The organism is Pseudorhodoferax sp. Leaf265 (assembly GCF_001422365.1).
GTDB lineage: Bacteria > Pseudomonadota > Gammaproteobacteria > Burkholderiales > Burkholderiaceae_C > Pseudorhodoferax.
Window position 1 is genome coordinate 385,042 of sequence record NZ_LMMT01000039.1, and the last position, 16,093, is coordinate 401,134.

Annotated in this window: 17 protein-coding genes; 4 read left to right on the plus strand and 13 right to left on the minus strand. The window is 69.4% G+C overall.

The genetic code is table 11. The annotated features are described in order from the left end of the window. The first annotated feature begins 6 nt into the window (after nucleotides 1-6). From tam to ASF45_RS30735, 4 genes are read left to right on the plus strand one after another with little or no spacing between them, the layout of a single operon-like run. Nucleotides 7-801 (plus strand): trans-aconitate 2-methyltransferase, encoded by a 795-nt coding sequence (tam, locus tag ASF45_RS30720; RefSeq protein ID WP_056672638.1) that lies wholly within the window; start codon nucleotides 7-9, stop codon nucleotides 799-801. Further along, the gene (locus tag ASF45_RS30725; RefSeq protein WP_056672640.1) at nucleotides 798-1,826 is read left to right on the plus strand and encodes a CoA ester lyase; all 1,029 of its coding nucleotides are present in this window, start codon (nucleotides 798-800) and stop codon (nucleotides 1,824-1,826) included. Before tam ends, ASF45_RS30725 begins: the two co-directional genes overlap by 4 nt. A 5-nt stretch (nucleotides 1,827-1,831) precedes the next feature. Further along, nucleotides 1,832-2,488, plus strand: a complete 657-nt coding sequence (locus ASF45_RS30730) for a hypothetical protein (RefSeq protein ID WP_056672884.1) — start codon at nucleotides 1,832-1,834, stop codon at nucleotides 2,486-2,488. 48 nt (nucleotides 2,489-2,536) lie between these two features. Further along, the gene (locus tag ASF45_RS30735) at nucleotides 2,537-5,128 is read left to right on the plus strand and encodes a bifunctional aconitate hydratase 2/2-methylisocitrate dehydratase (RefSeq protein WP_056672642.1); all 2,592 of its coding nucleotides are present in this window, start codon (nucleotides 2,537-2,539) and stop codon (nucleotides 5,126-5,128) included. A 78-nt stretch (nucleotides 5,129-5,206) separates the two neighbouring features. Here the strand turns inward: ASF45_RS30735 and tolA are convergent, their stop codons facing one another. The 13 genes from tolA to ASF45_RS30800 are packed head-to-tail and all read right to left on the minus strand — an operon-like array spanning nucleotide 5,207 to nucleotide 16,088. Then, nucleotides 5,207-6,202: a cell envelope integrity protein TolA gene (gene tolA / locus ASF45_RS30740; protein ID WP_056672644.1), complete on the minus strand. Its 996-nt coding sequence runs from the start codon at nucleotides 6,200-6,202 to the stop codon at nucleotides 5,207-5,209. A 9-nt stretch (nucleotides 6,203-6,211) separates the two neighbouring features. Beyond that, entirely contained in the window at nucleotides 6,212-6,631 is a 420-nt protein-coding gene (tolR, locus tag ASF45_RS30745) for a protein TolR (protein ID WP_056672646.1), read from the minus strand. A gap of 1 nt (nucleotide 6,632) precedes the next feature. Further along, a complete protein-coding gene (gene tolQ, locus ASF45_RS30750; RefSeq protein ID WP_056672648.1) occupies nucleotides 6,633-7,325 on the minus strand; it encodes a protein TolQ in 693 nt (230 codons plus the stop codon). 34 nt (nucleotides 7,326-7,359) lie between these two features. Then, nucleotides 7,360-7,779, minus strand: coding sequence for a tol-pal system-associated acyl-CoA thioesterase (gene ybgC / locus ASF45_RS30755; protein WP_056672650.1), 420 nt, complete (start codon nucleotides 7,777-7,779; stop codon nucleotides 7,360-7,362). Beyond that, nucleotides 7,776-8,960 carry a pyridoxal phosphate-dependent aminotransferase gene (locus ASF45_RS30760; protein WP_056672651.1) on the minus strand — a complete coding sequence of 395 codons (1,185 nt, stop codon included), beginning with the start codon at nucleotides 8,958-8,960 and terminating at the stop codon, nucleotides 7,776-7,778. The genes ybgC and ASF45_RS30760 overlap by 4 nt, the downstream gene beginning before the upstream one ends. After that, nucleotides 8,957-9,502 carry a transcription antitermination factor NusB gene (nusB, locus tag ASF45_RS30765; protein WP_056672653.1) on the minus strand — a complete coding sequence of 182 codons (546 nt, stop codon included), beginning with the start codon at nucleotides 9,500-9,502 and terminating at the stop codon, nucleotides 8,957-8,959. The genes ASF45_RS30760 and nusB overlap by 4 nt, the downstream gene beginning before the upstream one ends. Then, nucleotides 9,499-9,978, minus strand: a complete 480-nt coding sequence (ribH, locus tag ASF45_RS30770) for a 6,7-dimethyl-8-ribityllumazine synthase (RefSeq protein WP_056672655.1) — start codon at nucleotides 9,976-9,978, stop codon at nucleotides 9,499-9,501. Before ribH ends, nusB begins: the two co-directional genes overlap by 4 nt. Continuing rightward, nucleotides 9,975-11,111, minus strand: coding sequence for a bifunctional 3,4-dihydroxy-2-butanone-4-phosphate synthase/GTP cyclohydrolase II (gene ribBA, locus ASF45_RS30775; protein ID WP_056672657.1), 1,137 nt, complete (start codon nucleotides 11,109-11,111; stop codon nucleotides 9,975-9,977). The genes ribH and ribBA overlap by 4 nt, the downstream gene beginning before the upstream one ends. After that, nucleotides 11,108-11,740, minus strand: a complete 633-nt coding sequence (locus ASF45_RS30780; protein WP_056672659.1) for a riboflavin synthase — start codon at nucleotides 11,738-11,740, stop codon at nucleotides 11,108-11,110. The genes ribBA and ASF45_RS30780 overlap by 4 nt, the downstream gene beginning before the upstream one ends. Nucleotides 11,741-11,786: 46 nt before the next feature. Next, entirely contained in the window at nucleotides 11,787-12,884 is a 1,098-nt protein-coding gene (gene ribD, locus ASF45_RS30785) for a bifunctional diaminohydroxyphosphoribosylaminopyrimidine deaminase/5-amino-6-(5-phosphoribosylamino)uracil reductase RibD (protein WP_056672661.1), read from the minus strand. Nucleotides 12,885-12,920: 36 nt separating this feature from the next. Further along, entirely contained in the window at nucleotides 12,921-14,666 is a 1,746-nt protein-coding gene (locus ASF45_RS30790; RefSeq protein WP_056672664.1) for a pilus assembly protein, read from the minus strand. Beyond that, a complete protein-coding gene (locus ASF45_RS30795; RefSeq protein WP_056672666.1) occupies nucleotides 14,663-15,352 on the minus strand; it encodes a hypothetical protein in 690 nt (229 codons plus the stop codon). Before ASF45_RS30795 ends, ASF45_RS30790 begins: the two co-directional genes overlap by 4 nt. Nucleotides 15,353-15,359: 7 nt before the next feature. Further along, nucleotides 15,360-16,088 carry a PilW family protein gene (locus tag ASF45_RS30800; RefSeq protein ID WP_056672668.1) on the minus strand — a complete coding sequence of 243 codons (729 nt, stop codon included), beginning with the start codon at nucleotides 16,086-16,088 and terminating at the stop codon, nucleotides 15,360-15,362. Nucleotides 16,089-16,093 lie beyond the last annotated feature (5 nt).

Here is a 16,093-nt window from a genome sequence, read left to right on the forward strand (position 1 = left end):
GCTCCCATGGCCGACTGGAATCCTGCGTTGTACCGTCGCTTCGAGGACGAGCGCACGCGTCCGGCGGCCGAGCTGTTGGCCCGTGTGCCTTTGGGACGTGCGACGTTCGCGGTGGACCTGGGCTGCGGCCCGGGCAATTCCACCGAATTGCTGGTCAAGCGCTTTGCGCAGGCCCGCACCCTGGGCGTCGACAACTCGGCGTCCATGTTGGTCAGCGCGCGCGCGCGCCTGCCCGACACCGAATTCACAGAGGCCGACATTGCCGCTTGGACGCCCGCTCCGGGCGAGGCGCCCGACCTGCTGTTCGCCAATGCGGCACTGCAATGGGTGCCTGACCATGCCGAACTGCTGCCGCGCCTGTTCGGCCTGCTGGCCCCGGGTGGCGTGCTGGCCATCCAGATGCCCGACAACTGGCAGGAGCCCTCGCACCGCCTGATGCGCGAAGTCGCGCGCGACGCGGCATGGGCCGCCCAGATCGGCGATGCGGAAAGCCTGCGCACGCCGCTGCTGGGCATTGGCCGCTACTACGACCTGCTGGCGCCGTTGGCGGCCGAGGTCGATGTCTGGCACACCATCTACCAGCACCGCATGGCCGGTCCTGGTGCCATCGTTGAATGGCTGCGCGGCACCGGCCTGCGGCCTTTCGTCGATCCGCTGTCCGATGCGCAGCGGGCCGGCTTCCTGGCCGAGTACGAGCGCCGCATCGACGCGGCCTATCCGCTGCGCGCAGACGGCCAGCGCCTGCTGGCCTTCCCGCGCTTGTTTCTCGTGGCCCGCAAGGCCGAAGACTCCGCGCCATGACCCGTTCGAGCCCCGCCCATCCACGCGACGTGCTGCTGGGCGCACACGCCGGCCAGATCGTGCTGCCGGTGTGCGACCACTACAGCGGCGTCGAGCTGCGCATGCGCAAGAGCCTGGCGCTGCAGGCCGAGATGATCGAGGAGTTCGGCGCCTGCGTGTTCGACGTGACGCTGGACTGCGAAGACGGCGCCCCCGTCGGCGGCGAGGCCGACCACGCCGCGCTGGTCGTCGCCCTCGCGCAGGCCGCCGGCCCGCGTGCCCGCGTGGCCGTGCGCGTGCACCCGGTGGACCATCCTTGCTTCGAGGCCGACATGGCGACCATCGCCGGCCAGGTCGGCGGCCGGCTTGCCCACATCATGGTGCCCAAGGTCGAGAGCGTGCAGGACGTCGAACGGGCCGAGCGCGCCTTGCTGGCCGCCGGTGCCGCCGACCTGCCGCTGCAGGTGCTCGTCGAATCGCCCGGCGCCGTGCACCGCGCCTTCGACATCGCCGCGCATCCGCGCGTGCAGTCCATCAGCTTCGGGCTCATGGACTTCGTTTCTGCCCATGCGGGCGCGATCCCGGCCGAGGGCATGAGCGCCCAGGGCCAGTTCACGCATCCGCTGGTGGTGCGTGCCAAGCTCGAGATCGCCTCGGCTTGCCACGCACATGGCAAGGTGCCCTCGCACTGTGTGGTCACCGAGTTCAGCGACGCCGACGCGATGCGCGCGGCCGCCCGCCGCGCCGCGCGCGAGTTCGGCTACACGCGCATGTGGAGCATCCACCCCGCGCAGATCCGTCCCATCGTCGAGGCACTGGCCCCCAGCGCCGAAGAGATCGATACCGCGAGCCGCCTGATCGAGGCCGCGGTGTCGGCCGAGTGGGCGCCTGTCGCGTTCGAGAAGCAGTTGCACGACCGTGCCAGCTACCGCTATTTCTGGCAGGTGCTGGAACGTGCACACCAGACCGGCCGGCGCCTGCCAGCCGAAATGCAGTCCTATTTTTCCGACCATCCGGCCCAGACCGCGCCGGCCAAGGAGGCATGAGCATGATGAAGTCCACGCTGTTGACCCTGGTTCTGGCCGCCTCGGCCGGTGTTGCATTGGCCCAGAGCGACGCCGCCAAGGCGCCTGCGAGGGCGGCGGCCAAGCCGGCCGCCAAGAGCACCGCGGCCAAGGCGCCCGCCAGCAGCACCAAGACGAACACGGCCAAGACGACCACCGCCAAGAAGGCCGCGCCCGCCAAGGGCAAGCTCGACGTGGACCAGCTGGCTGCACACACGCCCGCCACCGAAGCCGTGCTGGGCGCCGCCGAACTGGCGATCGCCGAACGTGTGCACGTCGGTGCGCTGCCCTGCGAACTGGGCAACACCGTGCAGCTGACGGCCGATGCTGCCAAGCCGGGCTACTTCGACCTGCAGATCGCCAAGACACGCTACCGCCTGATTCCTGTGGCCACCACCACCGGCGCCATCCGCCTGGAAGACGCGCATTCCGGCGCCGTCTGGCTGCAGCTGGCCAACAAGTCCATGCTCATGAACCACAAGCTCGGTCAGCGCATGGCCGACGAATGCAAGAGCCCGCAGCAGGTGGCCGTGGCCGAGCAGTTCAAGCTCACACCGCCGCCCAGCGTGCTCGACGCCGCGCCGGCACCGGCCCAACTGCCCGCTGGCACGGCCGTTGCTGCGCAGCCGGCGGCCAACCGCTGACCGCGCGCGCACCCCTTTCCCCACATCCCAGAACCGGAGAAGAACGCCATGTTGCAAGCCTACCGTGAACATGTTGCCGAGCGCGCCGCGCTCGGCATCCCGCCGCTGCCCTTGTCGGCGAAGCAGACGGCCGAGCTCATCGAGCTGCTGAAGGCACCGCCCGCGGGCGAGGAGGCGTTCCTGCTGAACCTGATCACCCACCGCGTGCCGGCCGGTGTGGATGACGCCGCCAAGGTCAAGGCCAGCTACCTGGCGGCCGTGGCGCACGGGACCGAGAAGAGCCCGCTGATCTCGCGCGCCAAGGCCACCGAGCTGCTGGGCACGATGCTGGGCGGCTACAACATCGGCCCCATGGTCGACCTGCTCAAGGATGCCGAGGTCGGCACCGTGGCCGCCGACGGCCTCAAGAAGACGCTGCTGATGTTCGACCAGTTCCACGATGTCAAGGAACTGGCCGACGCCGGCAATGCCAACGCCAAGGCCGTGCTGCAAAGCTGGGCCGATGCGGAGTGGTTCACGAGCCGCCCGGAAGTGCCGCAGAGCATCACCTTCACCGTGTTCAAGGTGCCGGGCGAGACCAACACCGACGACCTGTCGCCCGCGCCCGACGCCACCACGCGCCCGGACATTCCGATGCACGCGCTGGCCATGCTGAAGAACAAGCGCGAAGGCGCGCCTTTCGTGCCCGAGGAAGACGGCAAGCGCGGCCCGATCAAGTTCATCCAGGAACTGGTGGCCCGCGGCCTGCCGGTCGCCTACGTGGGCGACGTGGTCGGCACCGGTTCTTCGCGCAAGTCGGCCACCAATTCGGTGCTGTGGTTCACGGGGGAGGACATCCCCTTCATCCCGAACAAGAAGTTCGGCGGTGTGTGCCTGGGCACGAAGATCGCGCCGATCTTCTACAACACCATGGAAGATGCAGGCGCGCTGCCGATCGAGCTGGACGTGAGCCAGATGAACATGGGTGACACGGTCGAACTGCGCCCCTACGAAGGCAAGGCCTTGAAGGATGGCAAGGTCATCGCCGAGTTCCAGGTCAAGAGCGACGTGCTGTTCGACGAAGTGCGTGCTGGTGGCCGCATTCCGCTGATCATCGGCCGTGGCCTCACGGGCAAGGCGCGTGAAGCGCTGGGCCTGCCGGCGTCCACGCTGTTCCGCCTGCCGCAAGCGCCCGTGGATTCGGGCAAGGGCTTCTCGCTGGCGCAGAAGATGGTCGGCCGCGCCTGCGGCCTGCCGGAAGGCCAGGGCGTGCGCCCGGGCACCTACTGCGAACCCAAGATGACCTCGGTCGGCTCGCAGGACACGACCGGCCCGATGACGCGCGACGAGCTGAAGGACCTGGCCTGCCTGGGCTTCTCGGCCGACCTGGTCATGCAGTCGTTCTGCCACACGGCCGCCTACCCCAAGAAGGTGGACGTGAAGATGCACCACGAACTGCCGGACTTCATGGCCAACCGCGGCGGCATCTCGCTGCGCCCGGGCGACGGCGTGATCCACAGCTGGCTGAACCGCCTGCTGACGCCCGATACCGTGGGTACAGGCGGCGACTCGCACACGCGTTTCCCGATCGGCATCAGCTTCCCCGCCGGCTCTGGCCTGGTGGCCTTCGCGGCCGCCACCGGCGTGATGCCGCTGGACATGCCTGAGTCCGTGCTCGTCAAGTTCAAGGGCAAGATGCAGCCCGGCGTGACCTTGCGTGACCTGGTCAACGCGATCCCGCTGTACGCCATCAAGCAAGGCCTGCTGACGGTCGAGAAGAAGGGCAAGAAGAACATCTTTTCGGGCCGCATCCTCGAGATCGAAGGCCTGCCGGACCTGAAGGTCGAACAAGCATTCGAGCTGTCCGATGCCTCGGCCGAGCGTTCCGCTGCCGGCTGCACGGTGCACCTGAACAAGGAGCCGATCGCCGAGTACATCAACAGCAACATCACGCTGATGAAGTGGATGATCGCCGAGGGCTATGCCGACGCGCGCACGCTGCAACGCCGCATCGCCGCACAGGAAGCCTGGCTCAAGGACCAGCAACTGCTCAAGGCCGATGCCGACGCCGAGTACGCGGCGGTCATCGAGATCGACCTTGCGGACATCCACGAACCCATCGTGGCCTGCCCGAACGACCCGGACGACGTGAAGACGCTGTCCGACGTGGCCGGCGCCAAGATCGACGAAGTGTTCATCGGCTCGTGCATGACCAACATCGGCCATTTCCGCGCCGCCTCCAAGCTGCTCGAAGGCAAGCGCGACATCCCGGTCAAGCTGTGGATCGCCCCGCCGACCAAGATGGACGCGCACCAGCTGACCGAAGAAGGCCACTACGGCGTGTTCGGCAATGCCGGTGCCCGTACCGAAATGCCGGGCTGCTCGCTGTGCATGGGCAACCAGGCCCAGGTGCGCGAAGGCGCGACCGTCATGTCGACCAGCACCCGTAACTTCCCGAACCGTCTGGGCAAGAACACCAACGTGTACCTGGGCTCGGCCGAACTGGCCTCGATCTGCTCCAAGCTGGGCCGCATTCCGACCAAGGAAGAGTACCTGGCCGACATGGGCGTGCTGACGGCCGCCAGCGGCCAGATCTACCAGTACCTGAACTTCGACAAGATTCAGGACTACACGGAAGTGGCGGAGAAGGTCTCGGCCTGACCTCCGGCGGGCGTACAGCCCGCTGACCAAAGAAAAAGCCCGCATCGCGGGCTTTTTCTTTGGTGGGTGGAGGAACCCCTAGTCCTTGGGCCGGAAGCTGATGGTCATCGGCGAAGGCACGCGGCCATCGGTGTCGCGCGGCATGGTCTCGGTCTTGTCGATCGCGCGCAGCACGGCGTCGTCCCAGGCCTTGATGCCGCTGGACTTGGTGAGACGGCGGCCGACGATGGTGCCGTCCGGCGCAGTGCGCACCTCGACCTCGGCGGCGGGGTTGCCCGGTACGTTGTCGGGGAACACGATGTTCGGGCGCACGCGCGCCGCCACCTTGCCACCGTAGGTGGCGGAGGGCCCCGAGGACTGCAATGCGCTGCCCGTGGCAGAAGGGCTACCGCTTGCGCCAGCCATGCCTTGTATGCGGCGGATGTTCTCCTGGCGGCGGGCCTCGGCCGCCTTTTCCTCGGCGGCCTTGGCCGCGGCTTGCTGCTGCTTGCGCTTGGCCTCTGCGGCCTCGGCCGCCTTGCGTTCCTCGGCCTCGGCCTTCTTCTGCGCTTCCGCCTTCTTCTGGGCTTCGAGCTTCTTCTGCGCCTCGGCCTTCTGCTGGGCTTCGCGCTTGGCTTCGGCCAGGTCTTCCTGGCGCTGCTTCTCGGCCGCCGCCTTCTTCTGCTGTTCGCGCCGCTCGACCAGTTCGCGCTCACGCTCCTTGCGCTCTCGTTCCTGCTTCTCGCGCTCCAGCGCGATCTGCGCATCGCGCACGCTGGTGTCCGGCGGCGGGGCGGCCTTGGGCGGTGCTGGTGGCGTCGGCGGCTCGACCTTGGGTTCGGGCTTGGGCGGTTCGGGCTCGGGCTGCACGGCCGGCGGTTCGACGGCACGCGGCGCCGCCTGCTGGCGCACGGACGACCAGATCTCGGCTTCCACGGCCGGGGTGTCCTGCGACTTCCAGTTCACGCCCCAGGTCAGCGCGGCGATCAGTAGCGCATGCGCCACCAGCGCCAGGCCGACGGCGCGCAGCAGGCCGCCCTGTTGCGGTGGTGCGAGGCTGGACGGGTCCAGCGCGGCGTGGGTCAAGGTGGCCATAGCCCTCGCTTACTGGCCGAGCTGCACCGACAGGCCCACCCGTGCGACGCCGGCGCGCTGCAGTGCGTCCATGGCCTTGACCACGGTCTCGTATTTCACGTTGCGGTCGGCGCTGATCACGACGGGTGCATTGGTGTCTTCGCCCTGCGCGCGCTTGACGGCTGCGGCCAGTTCGCGCTGCGAGACCTGCTGGCTGCCGTCACCGCCCTTGACCTCCAGCCGCTCGTCCTTGTTGATGACGACCTGGATGATCTTGTCGGGCTGGCGGCCGGCCTTGCCCACACTGGGCAGGTCGATCAGGCTGGGCGTGACCATGGGGGCCGTGACCATGAAGATGATCAGCAGCACCAGCATCACGTCGATGAAGGGCACCATGTTGATCTCGTTCATGGTGCGGCGGCCGCGGCCTCTGGAGATCGTTCCCGGCATGTCAGTGCCCGGATGGCGACTGCGTCGCCACGTTGCGCTGCAGGATGTTGCAGAACTCTTCGATGAAGGTTTCCAGGCGGATCGCGGTACGGTCGATGTCGCGTGCGAAGCGGTTGTAGGCCACCACGGCCGGGATCGCGGCGAACAGGCCGATGGCCGTGGCCACCAGGGCTTCGGCGATGCCGGGTGCCACCGTGGCCAGCGTCACCTGCTGCATGCTGGCCAGGCCCGTGAAGGCGTGCATGATGCCCCAGACCGTGCCGAACAGGCCGACGTAGGGCGAGACCGAACCGACCGAGGCCATGAACGAGAGGTTGGTTTCGATCACGTCCATCTCGCGCTGGAAGCTGGCGCGCATGGCGCGGCGGGCGCCGTCCATCAGTGTGCCGGCGTCGGTGATGCGGCGCTCGCGCAGCTTCTGGTACTCGCGCATGCCGCTGGCGAAGATGCGTTCCATGGGGCCGGCGCTCTTGGCGTTCTGCGTGGCGGCCGCGTGCAGCTCATTGAGGTTGCTGCCGGACCAGAAGTCGCGCTCGAATTCCTCGTTGAGCGCGTGCACCTTCTTGAGCGCGAACAGCTTGCGGAAGATCGCCGCCCAGCTGGCGATGGAGACGCAGACCAGCAGCGCCATCACGAACTGGACGACGAAGCTGGCGTTGAGCACCAGATGCAGGATGGACATGTCCTGGTTCATCGGGAACTCCGGACGGACGGGCACAGGATAGGCGTCATGTTTGTTCGAGCACGTTCAAAACCGAGGGCGGGATTCTCGCAGGGCGCAGCGTGTCGGCCTGGACCCAACCGATGCGGATGCTTCCCTCGCAAAGAACAGGCCCGCCGGGCGCCGGCCCTGCCAGCACCTGCTGGGCCAGTAGGAGCGAGGCGGCGCCGAAACGTTCCACGCGCACGGTGACCAGAAGTTCGTCGTCCAGCCGTGCGGGCTGCAGGTAGCGCACCTCGGTCGCGCTGACGACGAACATGCCGCCGCTGGCGTCCTTCAGCGCACGCTGGCCGATGCCGCGCGCGCGCAGCCATTCGGTGCGGGCGCGCTCGAAGAACTTCAGGTAGTTCACGTAGAACACGATGCCGCCGGCATCGGTGTCTTCCCAGTACACGCGCACCGGGAAGTGAAAGACATCGGCCGTCATGCGAGCAATGTGCGCAGGCGCGCCACGGCTTCCTGCAGGTGGGCCATGGAGCTGGCGGTGGAGAAGCGGATGAAGCGGCCGGTGTCGGCCTGGCCGAAATCGCGACCCGGCGTCACGGCCAGGTGGGCCTGGCGCATGAGCGCGAACGTGAGGTCCCAGCTGCCCTGCACGCCCAGGCGTTCGCAGGCCTGGCTGCAATCGGCCCAGGCGTAGAAGGCGCCGTCGGGCATCACGGGCACCTTGAGGCCCAGCGCGTCGAGCGCCGGCACGAAGTAGTCGCGCCGCGCGCGGAATTCGGCACGGCGCTGCTCGTACAGCGCGAGGCTCTCGGCCTCGAAGCAGGCCAGCGCGGCGTGCTGTGCGACGGTGCTGGCGCAGATGAACAGGTTCTGCGCGATGCGCTCGACGACCGGCACCAGCGCATCGGGCACGACCAGCCAGCCCAGCCGCCAGCCCGTCATGTTGAAGTACTTGGAGAAACTGTTGATGCTGACCACGTCCTCGCCCAGCGCCAGCGCGCTGCGGCCGAAGGCCGGGTCGTAGGACAGGCCCAGGTAGATCTCGTCGACGAGCGTGATGCCGCCACGCGCCTGCACCTGGGCGTGGATGCGGGCCAGCTCGTCCGGCGCGATCGAGGTGCCGGTGGGGTTGGACGGCGAGGCCAGCAGCACGCCGCGCGTCTGCGCGTTCCAGGCCGCTGCGACCTTGTCGGCACTGAGCTGGAAGCGCTCGGCGGCGGTCGTTGGCAGCAGCACGGCGCGGCCCTCGGCGGCGCTGACGAAATGCCGGTTGCAGGGATAGCTCGGGTCCGGCATCAGCACTTCGTCGCCGGCCTCGATCAGCGCCAGGCAGGCCAGCTGCAGCGCGGCCGAGGCACCGGCCGTGACCACGATGCGCCGCGCCGGCACCTGCACGCCCAGACGCTCGGCGTACCAGGCGCTGATGCGTTCGCGCAGCTCGGGCAGGCCGGTGGCCTGGGTGTACTGCGTGCGGCCATCGCGCACGGCACGTGCTGCGGCTTCCTGGACCAGCGGCGGCGCCGTGAAGTCGGGCTCGCCGATGTTCAGGAACACCATGGGCTGCGATCCGCCGGCCACCTCGCGCGCGAGTGCGGCGGCCTCCTTGGCCACCTCCATTACGTAGAAGGGTTCGATGGCCTGGGCCCGGCGCGAGATCCTCATGCGCTTGGCGGCTTCTTCTTGCCGCGGTCGGCCTCGACCTCGGTGGCGCGCAGCTGCGGCGACAGGCCGTTCAGGATGCCGTTGACGTACTTGTGGCCGTCGGTGCCGCCGAATTCCTTGGCCAGCTCGATGCACTCGTTGAGCACCACGCGCCAGGGCACGTCGGGGCAGTGGCGCATCTCGTAGATGCCGATCCACAGGATCACATGCTCGATCGGCGAGATGCGCTCCATGGTGCGGTCCAGCAGCGGCTCCATCAGCGCATCCATCTGACCCGCCTCGGCGATGCAGCCGTGCAGCAGGGCGTCGTAGTGCACGGCGTCGGCCTTGTGGAAGCCCGACAGGTCGCGCGTGAAGACGTCGATGGCCGCCGCGTCGTTGCCGCTCACCACGTGCTGGTACAGCGCCTGCAGCGCGAACTCGCGTGCGCGGCTGCGTGCGTTCTTGGCCGCGGCCTTGCGCGCGCCGGTGGCGGTGCGGCCGGTGCGGGTCTGGTGGCCCTGCGGGGCCTCGGGAGCGCTGTCGTCTTGGGGTTCGGTCATGGGCGCAGTTGTTCGAGCAGGCGTGCCATCTCGACCGCCACGCGGGCCGCGTCGCGGCCCTTGTCGGTCTGGCGGGCGACGGCCTGCTCCATGTTTTCGGTGGTCAGGATCGCGTTGGCGATCGGGATGCTGTGGTCCAGTGCGATGCGGCTCACGCTGGCGCCCGATTCGTTGGCCACGAGTTCGAAGTGGTAGGTCTCGCCGCGCACGATGCAGCCCAGCGCGACCAGTGCGTCGTAGCGGCGCGAGGCGGCCATGGCCTGCAGTGCGATCGGCACTTCCAGCGCGCCGGGCACGGTTTCGTGGCGGATCTGTTCGGGCTCCACGCCCAGCGCGGCCAGTTCCTGCTTGCAGGCGTTGGCCAGCGCGTCCGTGATGCCGGCGTTGAAGCGGGCCTGCACGATGCCGATGGACAGGCCACGGCCGTCCATGCGCGGGTCGTTGCCAGCGAGCTCGCCCTGGTTGGCGCCCTTCATGCGTGTTCCTTGTCTTGGCCGGGCGTCAGATAGCCCGTGTTTTCCAGGCCGTAGCCGGTCATGCTCGGCATGCGGCGCGGATTGCCCATCAAGCGCATGCGCTGCACGCCGCAGTCGCGCAGGATCTGCGCGCCCACGCCGTAGGTGCGCAGGTCCATGCGGCCGCGTTCGGGCGCCTGGGCGGCGCGGGCCGTGCCCTCGAACTGGGCCAGCAGCTCGGCCGCGCTTTCGCCGCAGTTGAGCAGCACGGCCACGCCAGCGCCTTCGCGCGCGATGTGCTCCAGGCTGGACGGCAGCGTCCAGGAGTGCATGGAGCGGTCAACTTCCAGCAGGTCGAGCGCGGACAGCGGCTCGTGCACGCGCACGGCCACGCTGGTGTCCGGGCTCCAGCTGCCCTTGACCAGGGCCAGGTGCACGCTGGCGCTGGGCTTGTCCTGGTAGGCGTGGGCGGTGAACGGGCCATACGCGGTCTGGATCTCGCGGCTGCCCACGCGCTCGACGAGCGATTCGGTGCGGCTGCGGTGCTCGATCAGATCGGCGATGGTGCCGATCTTCAGGCCATGCTGGGCGGCGAAGAGCTGCAGGTCCGGCAGCCTGGCCATGGTGCCGTCCTCGTTCATGACCTCGCAGATCACGGAGGCGGGACTGCAGCCGGCCATGACGGAGAGGTCGCAGCCGGCTTCGGTGTGGCCGGCGCGCATGAGCACCCCGCCGTCCACGGCTTGCAGCGGGAAGATGTGGCCGGGCTGTACCAGGTCCTCGGCGCGCGCGTTCGGCGCCACGGCGGCCTGCACGGTGCGCGCGCGGTCGGCGGCCGAGATGCCTGTGGTGACGCCCTCGGCGGCTTCGATGGAAACGGTGAAAGCCGTCGAATGCTTGGCGCCGTTGCGCGCCACCATGGGCGGCAGGCGCAAGCGCTCGCACAGTTCGCGCGACAGCGTCAGGCAGATCAGGCCGCGCGCATGCCGGGCCATGAAGTTGATGGCCTCGGGCGTCACGTGGTCGGCGGCCAGCACCAGGTCGCCTTCGTTCTCGCGGTCTTCCTCGTCCACGAGGATGACCATGCGGCCGGCGCGCAGCTCGGCCACGATGTCCTGCACCGGGGAGATCGGAGCGGGGGTAGGGGATGTCATGCGTTGTTGTCCTTGCCCAGCCGCAACATGCGTTCCACGTAGCGGGCGATGGTGTCGATCTCGAGGTTCACGGGCGAGCCCTGGCGCAGGTCGCCCAGGGTCGTGTGCTCTACGGTGTGCGGGATCAGGTTGATGCGGATCACGCAGCCGCCGGCCACATCCTCGACGGTATTGACCGTCAGGCTGACGCCCTGGACCGTGACCGAGCCCTTGTAGGCCATGTAGCGGGCCAGTTCGGTGGGCGCCAGGATGTCCAGCGCCCAGCTTTCGCCGACCTGCTCGAAGCGCTGCACATGGCCCAGGCCGTCGACATGGCCCGAGACGATGTGGCCGCCGAGCCGGTCGTGCGCACGCAGCGCCTTCTCGAGGTTGACGCGGCCCGTGTCGGCCAGTCCCGCGGTGCGGGCCAGCGACTCGGCCGACACGTCGACCGTGAAGCGCAGGCCGGGAACGTCCAGCGTCGTGACCGTCATGCAGGCGCCGTTGAGCGCGATGCTGTCGCCCAGGCCCACGTCGTCGAGGTAGGCGGCCGGCGTCTCGACGACGAGCCGCTTGCCGTAGCTGGAGGAGCTGCCGAGGTCGTGGACGGCGGCGATGCGCCCCACTCCGGTGATGATTCCCGTGAACATAGCCGCGCATTTTCGCAGGCTTTGCGCCCGCGCCGGGCGCGTGGGGTCAGAACCGGTCGCGACCGGGGATGTGGGCGAGGATGCGCAGGTCGGCGCCGACGCGCTCTACGGTGCCCCATTCCAGCGCCTGGGCCTGGGCCAGGTTGTCCAGCGGCCCCAGGCGGGCCATGCCCATGCCCTGGCCGATCAGCTTGGGGGCGAGGTAGACCAGCAACTCGTCCACCAGCCCCTCTCGCAGCAGCGAGCCGTTGAGCTGGGTGCCGGCCTCCACGTGGACTTCGTTGACTTCGCGCGCGGCCAGATCGCGCAGCAGGGCGGCCAGGTCGACCTTGGCCGCGGTCTGCGGTGTCGGGCCGGGGAAGACGGTGACAGTGGCGCCGCGCGCACGCAGCGCATCGGCCTTGGCCGCATCGTCGCTGGCGGTGTAGATGAGCAGCTGGCGCTCGGGACCGAACAGCTTGGCCGTCAGCGGCAGCTGCAGCCGGCTGTCGACCAGCACCAGGTGTGGCTGGCGCGTGCTCGGCACCAGGCGCACGTCGAGTTGGGGATCGTCTTGCAGCACGGTGCCGATGCCGGTCAGCACGGCACAGGCACGCGCGCGCCAGGCATGGCCGTCGGTGCGGGCGGGCGTGTCGGTGATCCACTGGCTGCGGCCATCGTCCAGCGCCGTTCGGCCGTCCAGCGAGGCGGCGATCTTCATGCGCACCCAGGGCTGGCCGCGGACCATGCGGCTGAAGAAGCCGATGTTGAGCGCGCGCGAAGCGGCGGCACCCGGCCCGCACTCGACTGCGACGCCGGCCGCCACGAGGCGAGCCAGGCCCTGGCCGGCCACCTTGGGGTTGGGGTCTTCGCAGGCCGCGACGACGCGGGCCACGCCGGCGGCGATCAGCGCATCGCAGCAGGGGCCGGTGCGGCCATGGTGGGCGCAGGGTTCCAGCGTGACCCAGGCTGTGGCGCCCACCACCGAATGGCCTTGCGCCTGGGCGTCGCGCAGCGCCATGACTTCCGCATGCGGCCCACCGGCCTGCTGCGTGAAGCCACGCCCGAGCACGCGGCCGTGGGCGTCGCTGAGCACACAGCCGACGCGTGGGTTGGGATTGGACAGGGTCAGCGCCTGTTCGGCCAGCGCCATTGCCTCGGGCATGAAATCGGGGGTCACGCCCGGATTGTCGGGGATCGCTCAGGGCTGCTCGCGCCAGCCGGCCCGCGCGCCCACGGTCGCGCTGGTGCGCAGCGCCATTTGCTGGCCGGAGGCGGAGCGCAGCAAGGCGTCGCGGTGGCCGAGGCGGCGCGACAGCAACGCCGGGCCGGCCGGCGCGCTGGCCATGGCCAGCGGCTGCGCCTGCAGACTGGTGTCGGCCAGCACGAAGGGCGGCTGGGCCGGCGGCATGCCGGTCAACAGGTTCAGCACCGACACCCAGCTGCGCCCCGCGTTGCGCGGCCCGCTGCCGCCGAAGGGCGCCACGCTGCGCACCAGCAGCTTGTAGCCTTCGAACAGCTGCGGGTTGTGCAGCACGCGCTGGCCGGGGTGCGGGAGATCGATCCACCATCCGCGCGGCCGTGCCGCGCCCTCGGGTTGCGCCAGGCTCAGGATGCGGTGGTAGTCCGTGCCTTGCGAGATGCTGGCCTCGCCGTAGGCCAACGCGCTCAGCGTGTCGGGGCGCCGGCAGGCGGCTTCGTCGGGCTGCAGCGGGTCGGACGGGCCGCGGTCATGCAGGCCGTACAGCGACTGCGGGTTGGTGATGGGGCCGTCATGGTCCAACAGGTGGCGGCCGGTGCCGAATGCCAGCATCCATCCCCCCTGGGGATGCGGCTGCGCATAGGGCGCCGTGGTGATGGGCTGGCGGCGGCCTTGCGCGTCGCAGGCGGTGAAGATGCGGCTGGCGCGCCAACCGCTTTCTGCACCGCCCAGGTCGAAGCGCCACAACTGCCCCTGGAGATCGCCCGCGTAGGCCAGGTCCACGCGGCCATCGCCGTCGCTGTCGAGCAGTCTTGGCATGGTCAGGCCGTTGTTGCCCGCGTAGGCGCATGGTCCATCCGCCATGCAGGGCGACAGGCGCAGCAGTTCACGGGCCTGGTCGAGGTACTGCACGAGCAGAACCGGCCGACCTGCGCCGCTGAAGTAACCGTTGCCGATCACGAGCGCCCAGCGGCCGTTGGCCATCTGCACGATGTGGCGGGCGCGGTTGGCGTTTGCGTCGTCGAGCACGGGCGGCGCATGCAACTGGCCGATGTCGGCATCCGTGCCGTCGGTGGTGTCGGCGACGACGAGGTCGGCACCGCTGGCCGAGGCGAAGCGGTCGGGCGCGCCCACATCCAGCACCACGTAGCCCGGCCCGCCCATGCCGAGACCGGCGACGAGCAGGCTGCGCGGCGCAGCTTGTGGGCCGACAGGGGCTTCGCCGCCGAACAGCGGTCCATCGACCGCGGCCGTGCCGGGCCGGCGTTGCAGTAGTCGGCGCGGGACATAGGCCAGCAGCTCGCTGCCATCGTCTGCGGCAAACCCGTGCAGCATGCCGTCGGTGGCGCCGGCATAGACCATGGCAGGGCGTGCCTGGGCGCCGGCACGCCCCGCGACGAACCACAGGTTGGCGTTGCGCACCGCGCCCAAGGGCGCGTCGCCGTACTGCGCGACCAATGCGGACCAATCGGCGCTGCGGCGCTCCACCCCTGCGCTGGCCAGGACGCGCGATGCAGCGCTCAGGCCTTGCAACTGCCTGGCAGCGCTCCAGCGCGGATGGCTTGCCGCTAGGCTGTCCAGGGCTTGCACATCGCCGGTAGCGTTGTCGTACCAGCCGACGAAGAGCTGCTGGCTCTGCATCTGGTTGCCGGAGGCGGCGGCGACCGTGCTGGGCAGTGGCTCGGCCGTGGCGTTGGTCGCGAGTACGCTGAGCAAGGCAGCACAGGCGCGCAGGGGCGGTTTCATTGCAGCTGGCTCCTGGGATGGGGTACGAACAGACTCCTGAGCACCACCTGCGTGCCCGGCTTGTGGCCTTCTGCCAGTGCGGTGATGCGGTAGACGAACGGGCGCGCCGGGTCCGGCAAGGCATGCTGTAGGTGGGCCGGTGTGGGTCCTGCGCCGCGGAACAGGAAAATCTCGACCCAGTACCAGCCGCGCACACTGGGTTCCGGCGCCGCGCCATCGCTCGCCAGGGTGAACTGCCCAAGACGAGCGCCGAGCGGTTGTGGCAGGGCGCCGGTGCGGGCCAAGGCCTGCAGGCTGCTGGGCACGCAGATGCCATCGCGGCAGGGCACCGCCGCGCCGACCTGGAGCAGGGCGCGCACCTCGTCGAACTCCTCGGTATCTTGCGGAAAATAGGGGGCCGTGGCGACCGATGCCGTGCCGCGTTCGCGGCAGCCGATGAAGCCGCTCGCAGTGCGCTGCGGCTCCGCAGGGCTGGGGCGGCAGGGCGCATCGCCACGGCGTCCGAGGATGTCGGCCTCGGCGTCCAACAGCAAGGCCTCGGCCATGGCCTGCGCGCGCAGGCGGTCGGATTGGTGCCCAGCCACCATCTCGTGCAGCAATCCGGCGCGGGCGCCGGCCAGCACCGCCAGACCGGCAAGCACCAGGGCCACCATCACGCTCAGCAGAGCGATGCCACGTTCTTGCATGCTGATCTCACTGGCCAGTGGAATGGAGGTTGCGCAGGCTGAATGTGGCGTAGGCCACGCGGTGCAGCCGGCCATCTGCGGCCTGGTCCACGCCCTGGCAGTCGCGCACGCTTGTCGCCTGTGGGTGCGGACCCTCGCTGCGCAGCTGCAAGCAGACTTGGACGACAGCCACGTCGGCCCACCGGCCGGCCACACCGTCGGCGTCGACGAACCGGAACTGGTCGCCACCGGAGCCGGCTGAGCGGATCCCATAAAGCACCTGGAAGTCCTCCACGCCGTCCACGATGACCTGGCTACCGCTGGCAGCCTGCGCCCCGAGGCAGCGCAGGCTGCCGTTGACCACGGAAAAGCGGCTGTCGATGCGAATGCCTTGGGCCGCGGCATCCGGGCGATTGCCAAGGCAATCGTGTGCCTCGCCGTTGTCTTGGTAGCTGGCGCTCAACGCGTCGGGCGCGCCCGGGCGGCCATTCTCGCCCTGCACGGCGTAGCCACCGGTCGCATAGCCGTCGAACGCGGTGCTGAAGCGCACGCTGCCGTCGGTGTTCTCCACCAGATCGACGGCGCCAGCTTGGCGCAGTTGCATGCCGATGGTGCGCAGCGCGGTGTCCGCGCGCTGCTGCAATCGGAGCGCATCGCCGTGGACGGCGGCGCTGGCCTGCACGAATGCCAGTGTTCCCATGGCCGTCAGCACGACACCCATTCCCACTGCGAGCGCCACGACGAGTTCCAGCAGCATGCGGC